Origin of the sequence: Corynebacterium sp. HMSC14B06, assembly GCF_001807075.1 — a bacterium.
In the GTDB taxonomy this organism is placed as follows: Bacteria; Actinomycetota; Actinomycetes; order Mycobacteriales; family Mycobacteriaceae; genus Corynebacterium; species Corynebacterium jeikeium_D.
The window spans coordinates 12527-28754 of the sequence record NZ_KV787370.1 but is presented as its reverse complement, the minus strand read 5'-3'; the positions used below and the strand labels follow the sequence as shown (position 1 = coordinate 28754).

The 16228-nt window shown below is 57.1% G+C and carries 10 protein-coding genes and 2 pseudogenes; 1 reads left to right on the top strand and 11 read right to left on the bottom strand.

Annotated elements, in window-relative coordinates; genetic code table 11:
* Positions 1 to 210 precede the first annotated feature (210 nt).
* From HMPREF3130_RS04720 to dapB, 6 genes are all read right to left on the bottom strand, one after another.
* The gene (locus tag HMPREF3130_RS04720; protein ID WP_070429461.1) at positions 211 to 3504 is read right to left on the bottom strand and encodes a DNA translocase FtsK; all 3294 of its coding nucleotides are present in this window, start codon (positions 3502 to 3504) and stop codon (positions 211 to 213) included.
* A 105-nt stretch (positions 3505 to 3609) separates the two neighbouring features.
* A complete protein-coding gene (locus tag HMPREF3130_RS04715; RefSeq protein ID WP_070429436.1) occupies positions 3610 to 4227 on the bottom strand; it encodes a TIGR03085 family metal-binding protein in 618 nt (205 codons plus the stop codon).
* An 89-nt stretch (positions 4228 to 4316) separates the two neighbouring features.
* Positions 4317 to 6398 (bottom strand): ribonuclease J, encoded by a 2082-nt coding sequence (locus tag HMPREF3130_RS04710; protein WP_070429435.1) that lies wholly within the window; start codon positions 6396 to 6398, stop codon positions 4317 to 4319.
* Positions 6398 to 7303, bottom strand: a complete 906-nt coding sequence (dapA, locus tag HMPREF3130_RS04705; RefSeq protein ID WP_038628744.1) for a 4-hydroxy-tetrahydrodipicolinate synthase — start codon at positions 7301 to 7303, stop codon at positions 6398 to 6400. The genes HMPREF3130_RS04710 and dapA overlap by 1 nt, the downstream gene beginning before the upstream one ends.
* 58 nt (positions 7304 to 7361) lie before the next feature.
* Positions 7362 to 8114, bottom strand: coding sequence for an FAD-dependent thymidylate synthase (gene thyX / locus HMPREF3130_RS04700; protein WP_070429434.1), 753 nt, complete (start codon positions 8112 to 8114; stop codon positions 7362 to 7364).
* 20 nt (positions 8115 to 8134) lie between these two features.
* On the bottom strand, positions 8135 to 8917 hold the full coding sequence (gene dapB, locus HMPREF3130_RS04695; protein ID WP_070429433.1) for a 4-hydroxy-tetrahydrodipicolinate reductase: 783 nt from the start codon (positions 8915 to 8917) through the stop codon (positions 8135 to 8137).
* Between the two features lie 236 nt (positions 8918 to 9153).
* On the opposite strand from dapB, the gene HMPREF3130_RS04690 reads away from it, so the two are divergent.
* Positions 9154 to 10542: an MDR family MFS transporter gene (locus HMPREF3130_RS04690; RefSeq protein ID WP_246815108.1), complete on the top strand. Its 1389-nt coding sequence runs from the start codon at positions 9154 to 9156 to the stop codon at positions 10540 to 10542.
* Between the two features lie 32 nt (positions 10543 to 10574).
* On the opposite strand, the pseudogene galK reads toward HMPREF3130_RS04690, so the two are convergent.
* The 5 genes and pseudogenes from galK to HMPREF3130_RS04670 form a co-directional block, all read right to left on the bottom strand.
* Positions 10575 to 11786, bottom strand: a pseudogene (gene galK / locus HMPREF3130_RS11490) (galactokinase); the annotation flags it as partial.
* Positions 11787 to 11840: 54 nt separating this feature from the next.
* A pseudogene (galT, locus tag HMPREF3130_RS11485) lies at positions 11841 to 12986 on the bottom strand (galactose-1-phosphate uridylyltransferase); the annotation flags it as partial.
* Between the two features lie 9 nt (positions 12987 to 12995).
* Entirely contained in the window at positions 12996 to 13277 is a 282-nt protein-coding gene (locus tag HMPREF3130_RS04680; protein ID WP_049170832.1) for a hypothetical protein, read from the bottom strand.
* A gap of 16 nt (positions 13278 to 13293) precedes the next feature.
* Entirely contained in the window at positions 13294 to 14955 is a 1662-nt protein-coding gene (locus tag HMPREF3130_RS04675; protein ID WP_172954607.1) for a sodium:solute symporter family protein, read from the bottom strand.
* Between the two features lie 278 nt (positions 14956 to 15233).
* Positions 15234 to 16190 (bottom strand): aldose 1-epimerase family protein, encoded by a 957-nt coding sequence (locus HMPREF3130_RS04670; protein ID WP_049170826.1) that lies wholly within the window; start codon positions 16188 to 16190, stop codon positions 15234 to 15236.
* Positions 16191 to 16228 lie beyond the last annotated feature (38 nt).

Sequence of the window (16228 nt, the reverse complement as noted above, 5' to 3'; positions counted from 1 at the left end):
AACATGAACCGGAGGTCTCTCCTGCTTCTGCCATAGTGGCAAAAGTGACGGCACCGGGATTCGATGTGCGCAAGACGAGTCTGTGCGTCCAATCCGTGCTGACGATAACCGTCACGGGCTAGCGGAAAACATCCACTTTTACCGGGGATACTCCCCTCCACGTGTGCCGACTATACACGCAATCAGAAACGGCGGTAAGGCTGGGTCGTCCTACGCCATAGACTGATTCGGATCAGCGTCGACTACGTTTACTTCTTCCTTAGGAGCATCCTCCGGGTTTGCGCCCTTGATCATCCACTTAATGGTTTCGAGCTCCTCTGGCTTGACCAGCACCTCACGTGCCTTAGAGCCCTCTGATGGCCCGACCACTCCGCGAGTTTCCATCAGGTCCATCAGTCGACCAGCCTTGGCAAAGCCGACTCGCATCTTGCGCTGCAACATCGAGGTCGACCCGTGCTGTGCGGTGACCACCAGCTCGACTGCCTGAAGCAAATCTTCCAGGTCATCTCCAATATCGGGGTCAATGTTGCGCTCAGCCTCAGCGCTCTTATCCTCTGTGACCCCCTCGGTGTAATCCGGCTCGGCCTGTGCCTTAGCCGCATCGACTACTGCCTGAATCTCCTCGTCTGTGACGAAGGCACCCTGCAGCCGTCGCGGCTTGCCTGCACCCTGTGGAATGAACAGGCCATCGCCCATACCAATGAGCTTTTCAGCACCTCCCTGGTCAAGAATGACGCGGGAGTCCGTGAGTGACGAGGTAGCGAATGCCAATCGCGATGGCACGTTCGTCTTAATCAAACCGGTGACCACATCCACAGACGGACGCTGCGTAGCCAACACCAAGTGGATACCGGCGGCACGGGCCTTCTGCGTGATGCGCACAATCGCATCTTCGATATCGCGGGGTGCGGTCATCATCAGGTCTGCCAGCTCGTCGACGACACAGACAATGTACGGGTACGGACGGTACTCGCGTTCCGAGCCAAGTGGCGTCGTAATCTCACCGGACTTGACCTTACGGTTGAAGTCCTTGATGTGACGGACGCGGGCGGCCTTCATGTCCATGTACCGCTGTTCCATCTCTTCAACCAGCCACTGCAGAGCCGCCGCGGCCTTCTTCGGCTGAGTGATGATTGGCGTAATCAGGTGAGGAATCCCCTCATATGGAGTCAGCTCGACCATCTTCGGGTCCACCAGAATCAGGCGGACATCCTCCGGGGTCGCACGAGTCAGCAGCGAAACCAACATCGAATTTACGAACGCGGACTTACCCGAACCGGTCGAACCGGCAACGAGAAGGTGCGGCATTTTCTGGATGGAGTACGAGATAAACTCGCCCTCAATATCCTTACCGAGCCCAATCAGCATCGGGTCATCGTTCGCAACGGTTTTGGGCGCGTTGAGTACGTCGGCAAGCCGAACCATCTCACGGTCGTTGTTCGGTACCTCGATACCAACGGCTGACTTGCCCGGAATCGGAGTCAGTAGGCGGACATTGTCGGTCGCTACCGCATAGGCAATGTTGGACTGGAGGTTCGTGATCTTCGAGACCTTCACGCCCGGGCCAAGCTCGACCTCGTAGCGAGTCACCGTCGGACCGCGAGAGAAACCAGTCACCGCAGCGTCGACCTTGAATTCTGCGAATACCTCAGTAATCGCTTCAATCATGCGGTCGTTCGTCGCCGTACGTGTCTTGGGGCGCTCACCTGGGATCAACAAGTTAGTCGATGGCAGGTGGTAGTCAGACTCCGGCGTGCATGCCGACGAAGCGGACGTACCCTCGGCGTCCTTTTCCAATTCAGACTTCGGAGTTGTGGCCGGAATCTTAGAGGCATCGATGCCAGAACGAGCGGCAATGGCATCCATGGTGCGGCGCGTAGCCTCAGAAACCGCATCCCGCGAATCGTCGACAGACGACTCGCCCTGCGGGGCACTCTCCGGCGCTACGGTCTCAGACTGAACGGGCTGTTTCGGAGCTCGGGAAGCGGAAACACGATTGCGTTCGCTGCTGCTCGCTGCAGCAGCCTCCTGCGTCGGGTACTCGGAGTACTCGTCATACTCCTCGTCGGCAGCGTGGTAGTTCGTGCCCCCGACAGCCGGAATAGTCGATTCCGTTTCGGCGGTGTCCCGATGCACAGCATCCGACTGAGTTTCCTCCACGTACTCAGCCGCCGGAAACGCCGGCTCCACCGGGGAGACTCGGTTGGAGTGCTGTGCCCCATGCCGGACATCAAACACTGTGGTCTTTGCCGAATCGTAGTCGACATCCTCAACCTGACGGGCAGGTCGCGGAGCCTGTCGAGTCCTCTGCGGCTCTTCGTCCAAAAGATCGTAGAGATTACCGTCAGCATCCGGTTCGTCGTAAGGCGCGGGTTCGGGTGCAGACATACGGCTATCCGCGCCACGGCGAGGAGCTCGGTAAGCAGAGCGATCGGTCGAACGCGACGAGGAATGATGCGTGCGGCCGCTGTGGCTTGGGCGACGCTCGATTAGCTGCGTCGGCTGGTCAAAGTCCTCATCGGCATATGCGGTATCGGAATCCCAGCTCGCACGACGTTCCAGCATGTCATCGACATTGCCGTAGGGATCGTCCGATTCCGGCTCGTCGCCGGCACGACGCGAAGACCACTCGGAAAAGTTGAAGTATTCCTTAGTGGCATCGATAAGCTGGCGCACCGTCGCGCCAGAGAGCACCAGAGCGCCGTAAAAAACGATACCCAGCAACAAAACCACGGCGACCCACGAGGTAAACCCGGCTGCTAGCGGCGAACCGATATAACCACCAATTGCGCCACCAGCTGCACGTCGCCCCTGCCAGTCCGCAGGACGACCCGAGCCGATATGCACAATTGCGAGCAGCCCCACCACGATCAGCGAAGCTCCAGTGATGGTAGGTGTCAGACGTTCACGGCGCGGCATAGCATCCAGCATCATTAATACGGAAACAACACCGAGCAGCACCGGAAGTACAAAAGCGCCGATACCAATGAGCGTGCGCACTGCCGTTTCAATGAACTCCCCCACTGGCCCTGCCAGGTGGAACCATGTCGAGCCAGCGAGCACAATCGCCAACGCCAGCACGAGTAGTGCGAGGCCATCCTTCGATCCCGGTTCGCCACCCTCATCGAAGTCTGCGTCGAACTCGTCAGCTGGCACGGAGGCCGGTGCCGGCGGTTCAATTACATCGTCATAGCCACTAGCTGCTTTACGACGCTTCCTACGGGGCTTCGTCGAAAAATCGGCGTCACTTTCGCGCCGCGACATATTCTCCTCTTCATCTCGCTTATTTTTGCGACCGCCTACCCGACGGGCAAGACCGGCCACGCCGCGGGCAGTTTCAGTCCAGGCGCTGGCCAAGCTATTGCCCACGAACGACATGGCGCTAGGAGTGCGCTCGAATTCCTCCGTGGCACTGTGCACGGGGTATCGCCGCGTGGCATCTGTCTCCGCAGAGCGGGAAGATCCACGACGATTGTCAGTTCTGGTTCGGCTGGTCGCAGACATGACCATAACCTTACAGCTAACACCGGATCGTTTTCACATTAGTCACACGCGTGTCATTGTTTAACAGGCGGGCTGCCACGACTGTCCAGAACTGAGAACGTGATCTTAAAGGCTGTTGCGCTTGATGCCCGATTCATCGCCGTCGATGGTGACGCGTACCTCGTCACGGCCATAGAGCCACAACACCAGTTCCCCGACGCTTCCGCGGACAGTCACAACCGGAGCCCCCTTAGCACTGTTGTCGATTAGGGTCACCGCAACCCCGTCGTCGCGCATTAGCACCACGGTCGAGGTCGAACCGCGCAACATCATACGGCCGGCAGTAGTGACCAGGCGCCACAGGTCTGAAACTCCGGAGGGTGGCAGCTGACGAACGGTCCAACCTTCCTGGGCACGACGGACGTCCTCGTGGTGAACGAAGTTCTCCGCAGTGTTGACATAGCGGTCTGCCCAGTTCATTGGATTCCATCGCGGAGCACCACTGCCCCACTTCCCCACCACTTCGACGTAGGGCATTCGATTGACCTCAGCGGTAACAGCAACGAGGCGTTCCGAAAGCGCCTTGACGAACATCCCGCCAGCGGCATCCAGACGGTTTTCGCGAATGTAAAGGTGGTTGGCCAAATCCCGGGTTGTCCAGCCCTCGCACAAGGTCGGTGCGTCGGGGCCGACGCTGAGCAGTAGATTAGCTAGGTCTTCACGTTCCCGTTCAGCAAAAGTCATAGCTCCAGACTAGACCAGGCACGGAGAAGCCCGCATCCACACGGCTTTAGGTGGATGCGGGCTCTTACGCTAAACGACGCTCTAGAAACTTAGATGCTTTCGCGCGACTCCTTGATTTCCTCATCGGTGACCTCTTCGGCTGCCTCTGAGGACATCGGCACGATGGTCGGAACAACCATCGGACTGCGACGCCATTTCTGGTTAATGACGCGCTCGGTGCGGCGACGAACTTCCTGAGCCATACGGTATGGATTGTTCTCGCCACTGCCAGCCAGGTCAAAGAGAGTATCGTCAACGACCTGCTCGACGGTTGCGAGCACTTCCTTGGCGTCGTCCGAGTAACCGCGAGCCTGAGCCCGCGGCTTCTCCAACGGACGACCAGTGCGGTTATCGATGACGGCTGTGACGGTGATAAGACCACCTTCACGCATTTCAGCACGGTCTGCCAGCACGTCAGCGTCGACGTCACCCATGGTGACGCCATCAACGTAGAGGTTACCGACCGGAACCTGGCCAACTACACGAGCGCGGCCGTCAACGAGGTCGACAACCACACCGTTCTGAGCGAGGACAACGTTTTCTGGCTTCACGCCAGTGGACACAGCCAGTTCCTTGTTGGCACGAATGTGGCGCCACTCACCGTGAATTGGCATGACATTCGACGGACGGGCTGCGTTGTAGAGGAACAGCAGCTCGCCAGCAAACCCGTGACCGGAGGTGTGAACCTTGGCATCCTTGCCAGTGATAACCGTGGCACCAATCTGGGCCAACATGTTGATAACGCCGAAGACCGCCTCTTCGTTACCCGGTACCAGCGAAGAACTGAGGATAATCAGGTCGCCATCACGGACGGTAATCTGACGGTGCTCACGACGGGCCATGCGAGACAGCGCAGCCATTGGCTCACCCTGCGTACCGGTAGTCACCAGCACGACCTTGTGGGGCGCCATGCGAGCGGCCTCGTTCATCTCCACGATGGTGTTCTCTGGCGCGGTCAGCAGACCCAACTCCTGCGCGATACGCATGTTGCGAATCATGGAGCGGCCGTTGAACGCGACCTTTCGTCCAGCCTTGACAGCTGCATCGATAACAGCCTGAACGCGGTAGACATTCGACGCGAAAGCCGCAACGATAACGCGCTGCTTTGCGTCCATAATCAGACGACGCAGGGTCGGAGCCAACTCCGCCTCGGAACCGGAGAAGCCCGGGATTGTGGCGTTGGTGGACTCACACAAGAAGAGGTCGATTCCCTCATCACCGTAGCGGCTCAGCGCCGGCAGGTCAGTCGGCTTTCCGTCCGGCGGGGTCTGGTCCATCTTCACGTCACCGGTGTGGACAACCATGCCAGCTCCGGTCTTAATGACGATGCCAAGGCACTCCGGAATCGAGTGGTTGACGTTGAAGAAACGCAGATCGAACGGACCACGCTGAATGTGGCTGGTGTCGTTGACCTCGATGACCTTCGGGCGCTGACGGTGCTCCTGTGTCTTGGCCTGAATCAGTGCCAAGGTAAAGCGGGAAGCAATAATCGGGATGTCCGCGCGCTGCTTGAGCAACCAAGGGATAGCACCGATGTGATCCTCGTGACCGTGGGTGACCACGAGAGCTTCCACGCGATCCCACTTGTCTTCCATGTAGGAGAAGTCAGGCAGAATCAGGTCAACACCCGGCTCATCCGAGCTCGGGAACAGCACGCCACAGTCGACGATAATCAGTCGGTTTTTGTACTCCAACACGGTCATATTGCGACCGATTTCGGAAATACCACCCAGCGCGACCACACGCAGACCGTCCTTGGGGGCCTTCGGCGGCGCGGGCAGACGTTGCGTCAAGTCTGCACCCTGCATCGACTGCACTACGTTACGACGGTTGCCGCCACGCCCGCCACGGCCACCCCGCGAATTATTTCCGCGGTTACCGCCACGGCCACCGCGACCACCACGAGAACCGCGGTTGGAAGAATTCGACGAACCTTGGGACTTCTTAGCGTTGCCGGCGTTCTTACGATCACCGGAACGCTGCGAGGACTTCGAGCCGTTCGAGTTAGCTCGACCTTTGTCGGAGCCCTTGGATGCAGAGTTCTTGGACTGCTCTGCTGCAGCCACGTCAGACTCGGAAGGCGGACCGGCCTTACGAGTTACCTTGCGGGCGCGATTGCGTCCTTCAGCCACTACAGAACACCTGCCTTCCGCATAGCTTCTTCAAGCACCTCAAGCTGCTGGTCATTTGCTGCAATTTGCGGCAAGCGTGGATCTCCTATCTCAATGCCCTGCAGACGCAGAGCGGACTTAGCAAAACTTACACCGCCAAGTGCAGCCTGAGCGGCAAACAGCGGAGTCATCTTCGCGTGGGCTGCCTGCGCACCAGCAAGGTCACCCTTGTCAAAACAAGAGCGCACCTCGGCCAGCAGCTGCGGGGCTGCATGTCCAATAACGGAAATGAACCCGGTGGCGCCAATCGACAGCCACGGAAGGTTCAGCACATCGTCACCGGAGTACCACGCCAAATCAGTATTAGCGATAATGCCGGCGGCAGCTCCCAAGTCCCCCTTAGCGTCCTTAACAGCCTGGATTCTCGGGTGCTCCGCCAACCGGTAAATGGTATCAACTTCAATCGGAATAACCGAACGCGGCGGAATGTCATACAGGCACACCGGAGCCTCGGTTGCGTCGGCCACCGCCGTAAAGTGGCGGTACAGGCCCTCCTGGGACGGCTTGGAGTAATACGGCGTGACGACGAGCAGCGCATCCGCGCCCGCCTCCACAGAAGCCTTTGCCAGCTCAATGGACCCGGCTGTGTCATTGGTGCCGGCACCGGCCACAAGCTTGACCTTATCGCCCATCTCTGCGCGGACAGCTCGGAGAAGCTCGAGCTTTTCCTCAACGGTCGTAGTAGGCGACTCGCCAGTAGTACCGGCCAGAATGAGTGCATCGCAGCCGCCGTCTACAAGATGCCCAGCGAGCTGCACACCTGCCTTGACATCGAGGTTTCCGTCCTTATCAAAAGGGGTCACCATAGCTACGGCGACAGTGCCGAAAATGTCAGCACCGCGAGTTGACGCAATTCCTGTGCTCATTGTTGACTACCTTTTCTTAAAAATCTCAATCGACTATATCTTCACACTGTACGTGCGATTACCCCTCGAAGGCGTAAGGACTCGACGCGACGACCGACCCATCCTTCAGAGTGTTGATCTCAAAATCCCCAAAAGCAACAGGAGCGCAGCGCTGCAGCTCCCGCAGACAAGCCACTGCCAACTCCCGAATTTCGGCATCGGCATGCTCGGTCGCACGCATCGAAATGAAGTGGCGCCAAGACCGGAAATTACCAGTAACCACGATTCGAGTTTCGGTGGCATTGGGCAAAACCGCCCGGGCTGCCTGGCGTGCCTGCTTTCGCCGCAAGATAGCGTTGGGCTCATCGGCCCACTTCTCTTCCAGTGCGTCTAATAACTCACCATAGGCGAAACGGGACTGATCAACCGCGCTTTCGAAAACTCGCAACAGATCCGGGTCCTCCGCAATTGCGGGAGGAACCACAACATTGTTGGAACTGGTCGGCACAAACCGCTGCGACAACTGCGAAAAGGAAAAGTGACGGTGCCGTGTGAGTTCATGTGCACACGAGCGCGACAGCCCACGGACATAGATGCTTGCACTTGCGTGTTCAAAAAGTGAGGTGTGGCCTACCTCGAGCACATGCCGCAGATAGCCCCTATTGGTCGCTGTCCGTGGATTGGGCTTGTCCCACGTTTCATAACAAGCCCGGCCAGAGAACTCAATTAATGCTTCCCCACCGTCGGCATCGGTATCAAAGTCGATGTCCTCAGGTGGGAAGAAATTGGTCGAGGCAATCAGTTGCGCCTTGAGAGTGACGTTTTCAGACATTTTCAGTGAACTCCTGGCAATTACAGTCCCAGGAACGGCTCCAGTCCCACAGTCAGGCCCGGAAAATCCTCAATTTTACGCACGCCCAGCAGCACACCCGGCACAAAGCTGGTGCGCGAGTAGGAGTCCTGCTTGATGGTGAGCGACTGTCCTTCAGCGCCGAAGATAACGGTCTCGTGTGCCACCGAACCGGTCATACGGACTGCGTGCACCGGAATGCCCTCGACATCGGCGCCGCGAGCACCATCCAGAGTCTGCTCAGTGGCATCGGGCTGCTCCCCCATGCCTGCTTCCTTGCGAGCACGGGCAATAGCCTCAGCAGTGTGGATAGCGGTGCCCGAGGGGGCATCCTTTTTAAAAGGATGGTGCATTTCGATAACTTCAGCGGACTCGAAGTACGGAGCGGCTAGCTCTGCCATCTTCATGGTCAATACTGCGGAGATTGCGAAGTTCGGTGCAACAAGGACATTGGCGGCACCGTCGGCGTCGTCAAGCCAGCTCTGCACCTGATCGAGGCGCTCCTTGGTAAAGCCCGTGGTACCCACGACGGCGTTGATACCATTCTTAATGCAGAACTCAAGATTGCCCATCACAGCGTCGGGCTGAGTAAAGTCAACAATGGTCTGCACACCAGCGGTGACAAGTTCATTCAGGTCATCGCCCGAGTCGAGACCCGCTGCCAGCTCCAAATCGTCGGCGGCTTCAACTGCCTCGCAGATGGTGGACCCTACCTTGCCCTTGGCGCCAAGTACGCCGACCTTGATATTGCTCACAGCTCTCTTGTCCTTTCCCAACGGGTTCATCTCTATCCCTTACCTTAGAATGTGTTGGGCAACTTGTGTGCCAATGCCCCCGTCGGCTTTGCCGTTTTGTCGGCTTACGATGGGGATTTTCTTGCGCTAAGCCGCAACATCTTAGAAAATTACTTATTTCAGTACCTATATCTAGAAAGTGACTTCTCTTGGTTTCTGAATCTGAAGATTCCGAATTGAGCCCAAGTTCGGAAGCAGCACAGGCCAAAGCGCCGAAAAACGCTTACATGGCCATTTATGTGCTACTAGCTGCGGCATTCATGGCTATCTTGAACGAGACGGTCATGAGTGTCGCAATTCCCGTCATCAAGGCGGACCTCGGAATCAGCGCAGCTACCGCAGGCTGGCTGACAACATCGTTCCTACTGACCATGGCAGTTGTCATTCCGGTCACTGGATTTCTCATTTCGGCAGTGCCGTTCCGCATTCTTTTCGCGGTCAGTCAAGGACTATTCGTCGTGGGCACTCTCATCGGTGCTTTCGCGCCAAACTTCGCGATCGTTCTGCTCGCACGCATTGTCCAAGCGTCCGGTACCGCAGTGCTGCTGCCGCTGCTGATGACCACGGTGCTCAACGTAGTACCGGAGCATGAGCGCGGGCGCATGATGGGACGAATGAGCGTGGTCATCGCTGTCGCGCCTGCTATCGGACCGACCATCTCCGGTCTCATTCTGGAGATTGCCAATAACAATTGGCATGCGCTTTTCGACACGATGTTGCCGCTCGGCCTAATTGTGCTGGTAGTGGGCGTCATCCTCGTTCCCAATATTGAGGAAAACTCCGCGAAGCCCATCGATATCCTCTCGGTGTTCCTCAGTGCCGGCGCATTCGGCCCGCTGGTGTACGCGCTGAGCCGCGTAGGCGCAGAGTTTTCGCTTATCGACGGAATCCTGTGCGCAGTCGGCATCGTGCTGTTGGTGTTCTTCATCATGCGCCAGCGCCGTTTGGCACCGCACAACCGAGCTCTGCTGGATCTTCGAACCTTCCGCACAAAGAGCTTTAGGCTGTCCACAATCATTCTGACCATTGGTTTCATGCTGATGTTCGGTGTGATCATCATTTTGCCGCTCTACCTCAATCTGCGAGGTGTCGACGTCAAGACTATTGGTTTGATTGTGATGCCTGGTCCACTGGTTATGGGTCTGATGGGACCGGCTGTCGGCCGGCTCTTTGACAGCTATGGTCCGCGCCCACTGGCAATTCCCGGCTCCATTGTCCTTGCCCTCGGTCTTTTCGGGCTCGGCTTCATCTCAGCATCGACTCCGCTATGGTGGATTGTCGCCTGCCACATCGTCCTTGAGATTGGCCTGGGGCTGCTGTTTACTCCGCTGTTCACATTCGGTCTTGGTGATCTTCCGAAGCGCCTCTACCCGGATGGCTCAGCAATCATGAACACGCTACAGCAGGTTGCCGGCGCTGTCGGTACCGCACTGTTTGTGGCGCTGTCAGCTGTTATTGCCACTGGCCTGTCCGGCACTGGTGCAGCAGCTCCTGCCGCCGACGACTTGATTCGTGGCTATAGCATTGCGATGTTTACCGCCGCGGGATTTGCCGTGGTGCTAATCTTCCTCACCACGCTGCTCAAGCCGCAGCGGAAGAAGATTGCATTACAGTAGCCCCCCCCCCAAGACCGGGGGGGGAATACCGCCTAAACTAGGCGGCTTGCTCCCGGCCCGGGATTTCCAACGAAAAACTCCGGTTCCGGCATTCCTCTGTCACGGAAGGCCGACGCAACTGCATTCGCTGCAGCACTGACACGGTCGTGTGGCAGCAGCGCAATGGCACTGCCGCCAAAGCCACCGCCAGTCATTCGGGCACCAAGCGCCCCCTGCTCAAGCGCTACGTCCACAGCAAGATCCAGCTCTGGACAGGAAACTTCGTAGTCATTCCTCAGCGAAAGATGGCTTGCCACCATCAACGTGCCAAAGGCCTCGAAGTCCCCCTCGGAAAGCTTTTCAATCGCCTGTGCCGTCCGGTCAATTTCGGTAACAACGTGACGTACTCGGCGCGCCACGGTATCAACCCATTGATCCCTATCTGCCTCAGCTGGGACGTTCTCCTTCGCCCAATTGATAGCAGCACCAACTGCATCATCCAGACCGCGGAAATCAGATACCCCAAGACCATTTGTCACGGCATCGATGATTCCGCGACGCGTCGCATACTGACCATCCGAGAGACTATGCCGAACGTTGGTGTTGATTACCAAAACCTCTAGGTCCTCGTCTGCGAAAGCAGCCTTTACAAGCTGGTCAGAACTCTTCGCAAAATCAATGACCAGTGCGTGGTTTTCCTTGCCCTTGATGGAAATACGCTGATCCAGACCGCCGGTAGAGGCACCAATGACCTCATTTTCTGCGCGGATAGCCGCCTCAACAATTCCCTGCTGCTCTTCATCGTTTGGTGCGCGCCCGTGGACGAGCTCAAAGGCTGCAACGCCGACAGAACACTCCAGAGCGGCGGAGCTGGAGAGCCCGGAACCGATCGGAACATCGGAGGAAATCGCAATGTCAAGGCTTGGACAATCCGCGGGCAACAGCCCTGCCTCACGCATAGCCCAGATAGTGCCAACTGCGTATCCCGTCCAATTTGCAGGAGAGTTCGGACCGACATCGGACATTGCGATAGCAACCGGCTTGTCACCGTCTGCGGCGTCGTCCTTGTCCATCAAGTCCGAAACAACTCGCACTGTCCACGAGTCACCAGCAGCCTGGGCACCCACCGCTGCGAAAGTACTCTGTGCCAACGCGAATGGCAGACAGATACCACCGGCATAATCGACATGCTCGCCAATCAGGTTGACTCTGCCTGGGGCGCGGAAGACGCCCTGTGGTTCCGAACCGAAACTGCGGCGGAATTGCTCAGTTACGTCAGATACCGCCTGTTTATGGGAGCGAGTGGGAAGCCAGCGAGTCTGGCCAACTTCCCGGAAGCGGTCAGCGATTGCCTCCGGGGTCGTGTCCGAAATCCAGGCTCCTTGCCCGGACTCTGAACCCGCGAGGAACTTCATGCGTCCTGCAGAGCGCATCATGGAATAGAGCTGCAGGTGGAGGCGGCCAAACTGGTGATCCTCGCCTACCGGAGCTTGGTTCCATGCTGCGATGTACGGCGTTTTGTCGATGCCGGAGAAGAATCGGTCAATACGTCGCAGCAGGTCAAGGTACATTGCTGTCAGTTCGTCCTTCTCCGCATCGGTCAGCTCCTGAAAACTACCGACAGCGCGGTTAGCCATAATCATGACTTCGACTGGCCACTTAGCTGCAGCTGGGACGAATGCGGTGAAGTACTCCCCTTCTGCGATGATCCGTCGACCTGAAGCCTTTTCGGCCTCCAGGACATCCTCAAAGAGGTCACGACCGGTGGTTTCGAAGTGGGCTTTCGCGCGTGAAACAATGGCTGCCGCACGTGGGGGCAGATACGGGTACGAGTAAATCTGCCCATGAGGATGCTGCAGCGTTACCCCAATTTCCTTGCCCCTGTTTTCAAAGGGGAACACCACCCTCACACCTTCGAGCTTGCTGAGTTCCGCAGTGCGGTGCGCCCACGCTTCAATAACGGTGCGAGCACGAGTAAAGGTCAGATCCCGGAAGGAGTCCGAAACATTCGGGGTAAAGCAGACAACCTCGCACCGAGCCAAGGCCGGCTTCCGCGGGAAAATCTCGGCGCCGTCGACAGTTTGGGCAAAGTCATCCGGAACTTCCATGTGCATGGAAAGCGAAGGGAAGCGGTTTTCAAAAACCACCACGTCGTAGTCACTGGCAGGCACCTCTGTGGGAAGTTGTTCCGGCAGCGTCGGAGCTAGTGGGTTCTCACCAGCAGGAGGCATAAAGGTGCGGTTCATGCGGTGCGCCGCGTAGCAGTACCAATCACCTGTCAGCGGATCTTGGCGCAGCTCCGACTCCGTAATCGCCTGTGGCAAATCACGTTCGTCGGTTAACTTTCGAGTCTTTTTGCCCGAGACATAGTCCGGTTCATCGTCGAAGTAGATTAGCTCGCGACCGTCGGCAAGCGTAGTGCGCGTTACCGAAAAAGCGTGAGAAGGCTGGTCATCGGTTGTCATTTTTACTCCTTATGATTCTTCGACAACCGTTGGGCGCAGTTTTGCCCAGGCATAGAAAACGATTGCAAAGAGAAGCAGGGCTATGCCGCTGTACAGGTTATACATCGGCTCTTTGGCAACACTGGTCTCCGGGTTAACTCCAGGATCGAGGAACAGCCACGACAGCAGCAAAATGATGCCGTAAAGACCAAGCAGCGCCCCAATGACATTGCGAATGTCAAAGGCACCTGCTTTCTTATTACCGGTGCTGATAGTCGCTTCTACAGTTGAATTGTTGTGTGTCCGTGACATGATTTCTCACTAGCTCCTATGCGAAAACGATGTTAAGAACTACGGCCATCACCAGGCACAAAATACCCAGCGGAACAGTTCGCTGTAACAATGGCAGCTCTGCCTCAGCAGCGTCTGTGAAGTGAGCCTTCGGCGTGACGGACTTGACGAAGCCCACCAGCTCCTCATCGGGTTTCGGCGTTGTCATGAGCGAAACGACCACAGCCACCACAATATCGACGACGAATGCCACGGAGGCGGCAGCGAACGCAGTGCCTTGCCCCGGCAGCTCAAAGATGGTTGCGCTTGCCGACGTGAACTCGGAGATGTACCAGTACAAAATCGCAGCACCCGTTCCTGCGAGCAGAGACGTCCAACCTGCTGTCGGCGTCATGCGCTTCCAGAACATACCGATAAGGAAGGTAGCGAACAACGGTGCGTTGAAGAAGCCGAATAGCGTCTGCAGGTAGTCCATGACGTTGCCGAAATTATCGGCAATCAATGCGGTGAACACTGCGATGCCGGTCGCGCCAATGGTAGCGATACGACCAACCTTGAGGTAGTAATCATCTGCTCGATTTTTGACGACGTAGGTCTGCCAAATGTCGTAGCTAAAGACTGTGTTGAACGCGGAGATATTCGCCGCCATACCTGCCATAAAGGCTGCTAGTAGCCCTGCAATAGCGATGCCCAGCAGGCCGTTGGGAAGCAAATCTCTCATTAGGTACAGAATTGCGTCGTTAGGCTTGGCAGTCTGATCCATGATGGGTGCGACAGTCGCGCCGGCGATCATGCCCGGCAGCACCACGATGAACGGAATGAACATCTTTGGAAACGCGCCGATAATTGGAGTCTTGCGTGCGGCCGACAGCGAATCGGCTGCCATGGATCGCTGAACCTCCACGAAGTTCGTTGTCCAATAGCCAAAGGACAGCACGAATCCCAAACCGAATACCAATCCGATGACTGAAACTACCGGGTTGTCAAAACCAGAAATATCCGTGCCCGGCCAGGTGTGGAAGTGCGATTCAGTGGCAACTTTTTCCTTAAGCCCCGACCAGCCGCCGACGCTGTGCAGACCGATTAGAGTCAGTGGCATTAGAGCTGCGACAATCACGAAGAACTGAAGTACCTCGTTGTAAATCGCTGCGGACAGTCCGCCCAACGTGATGTAGGACAGCACAATGACTGCAGCGACGACCAATGTCAGCCACAGTGGCCAGCCGAGTAGCGCATTGACCACTTTGGCCAGCAGCAAAAGGTTGATACCCGCGATGAGCAGCTGCGCGACGGCGAATGAAATCGCGTTGACAAGGTGCGCTCCGGGACCAAAACGACGCAGCATGAATTCTGGTACTGAGCGAACCTTGGAGCCATAGTAAAAGGGCATCATGACAATGCCCAGGAACACCATGGCGGGAACCGCACCAATCCAGAAGTAGTGCATGGTCTGGAAACCGTATTCCACACCATTTGCGGACATACCGACGATTTCCACTGCGCCTAGGTTGGCTGAGACGAACGCCAACCCTGTCACCCAAGCCGGCAGTGAGCGCCCAGAGAGGAAGAAGTCAATGGAGCTGGACACTTTGGCTCGTGCAGCCCAGCCAATGCCTAGGACGAATAGGAAGTATAGGGCAACAATGGAGTAATCCACCCATGATGCCTCGAGCCGTAGGGCTGATTGCGCCACTATCACGACGGCCTCCTCACAATTAGGGAGTCAAAACGTATTCAGGAAATGCACGAATTGGGATTTCTTTTTCTCGGCACCTGGCTGGTGCACGCCCATCAAGGCCGTGAAAGTGGCTCGACCTACCCCGAAGTGTGGGGCCAGATAGCCACTATCCGGAACAAAAGGAAGACCTATTCTTTTACATTCGTCCCCAAGTGTATTTTCCATTCTTAATTCCAGGTGAATTAATTAAGAAGGTTTTAACCCGATTGAGGGGGCTGCACTCTTCTGCGCTGGGAAAACTATTTTCCGCCCGTTTCCGCGCGCAGTCCCATGGCAAGAGTTGTTGTCTCTCCAGCCTGAACTCGCAGCAAACCGGTACCGGAGCGTAGCGCATCCGGCGGACATGTCATTGGCTCCACCGCAATCGCATTCCCGTGCCCAGGAAATCCTTCTCGTCGTCCAGCGTCGGCAACATAGACCTGGAAGAAGCGGAATTCATCATCGGCCCAGAGCACAGCACCCTTGCCATTTGGTCCAACCAAATGTGCTTCACGACGGCACGGTGAGTGACTCCCCGCTGCCTCCGCGGCAGCAAAGAAGCAGTGATCCAGCCACAGTCCATCCAGGGATACCCCCTCTCGAAGGCTGGGAACCACTGTCTCCGCTGGCACCGCTGGGCCGGCGGGCAAGTTTCGAATTGGCTCCAGTGGCAGGTTGTTATCAACGGGCAACCGTAGTGTGCAACTGCCGAAGTCAGCGCCCAACGCGCTTAAATAGGGATGCCAGCCCAGACCAAACGGGCACTCCCTATCGCTGCGATTATGCACTGTGAACTCCGCCGATAGGCCATCTGCAGACGTGACTTGCCAGCGCACGGTCATACCGAGTTCCCAAGGCCAGCCCGGTTGCGGCTCAACTTCCACGCCCAAGGTGACGCTGCTGTCATCAGAATCGACCACAGACCAAACGCGATCTGCAACAAATCCGTGAATAGCATTCGCCCGGGACGGCTCCGAAATATCTAGTCGATGGACTTCCCCATCAAAGATGAATACTCCGTCAGCGACCCTGTTCGGCCACGGAGCCAGGAGCGTACCTGCGGACAACGGTGGATTGAACCCTTTGGGATAGTCAGTCAGCAGTGGCAGGCCACAGTACTCCAGTGATCTCGGTCCACCACCGAACTGGGAAATACTTGCGACATAGCCACCGGCCGCAATGTCGATGAATTCATGATCGTGCGCGACAAGTTGCATGCGCAAATTACCTTCCACGTGGGTTCGAAAATTAATCC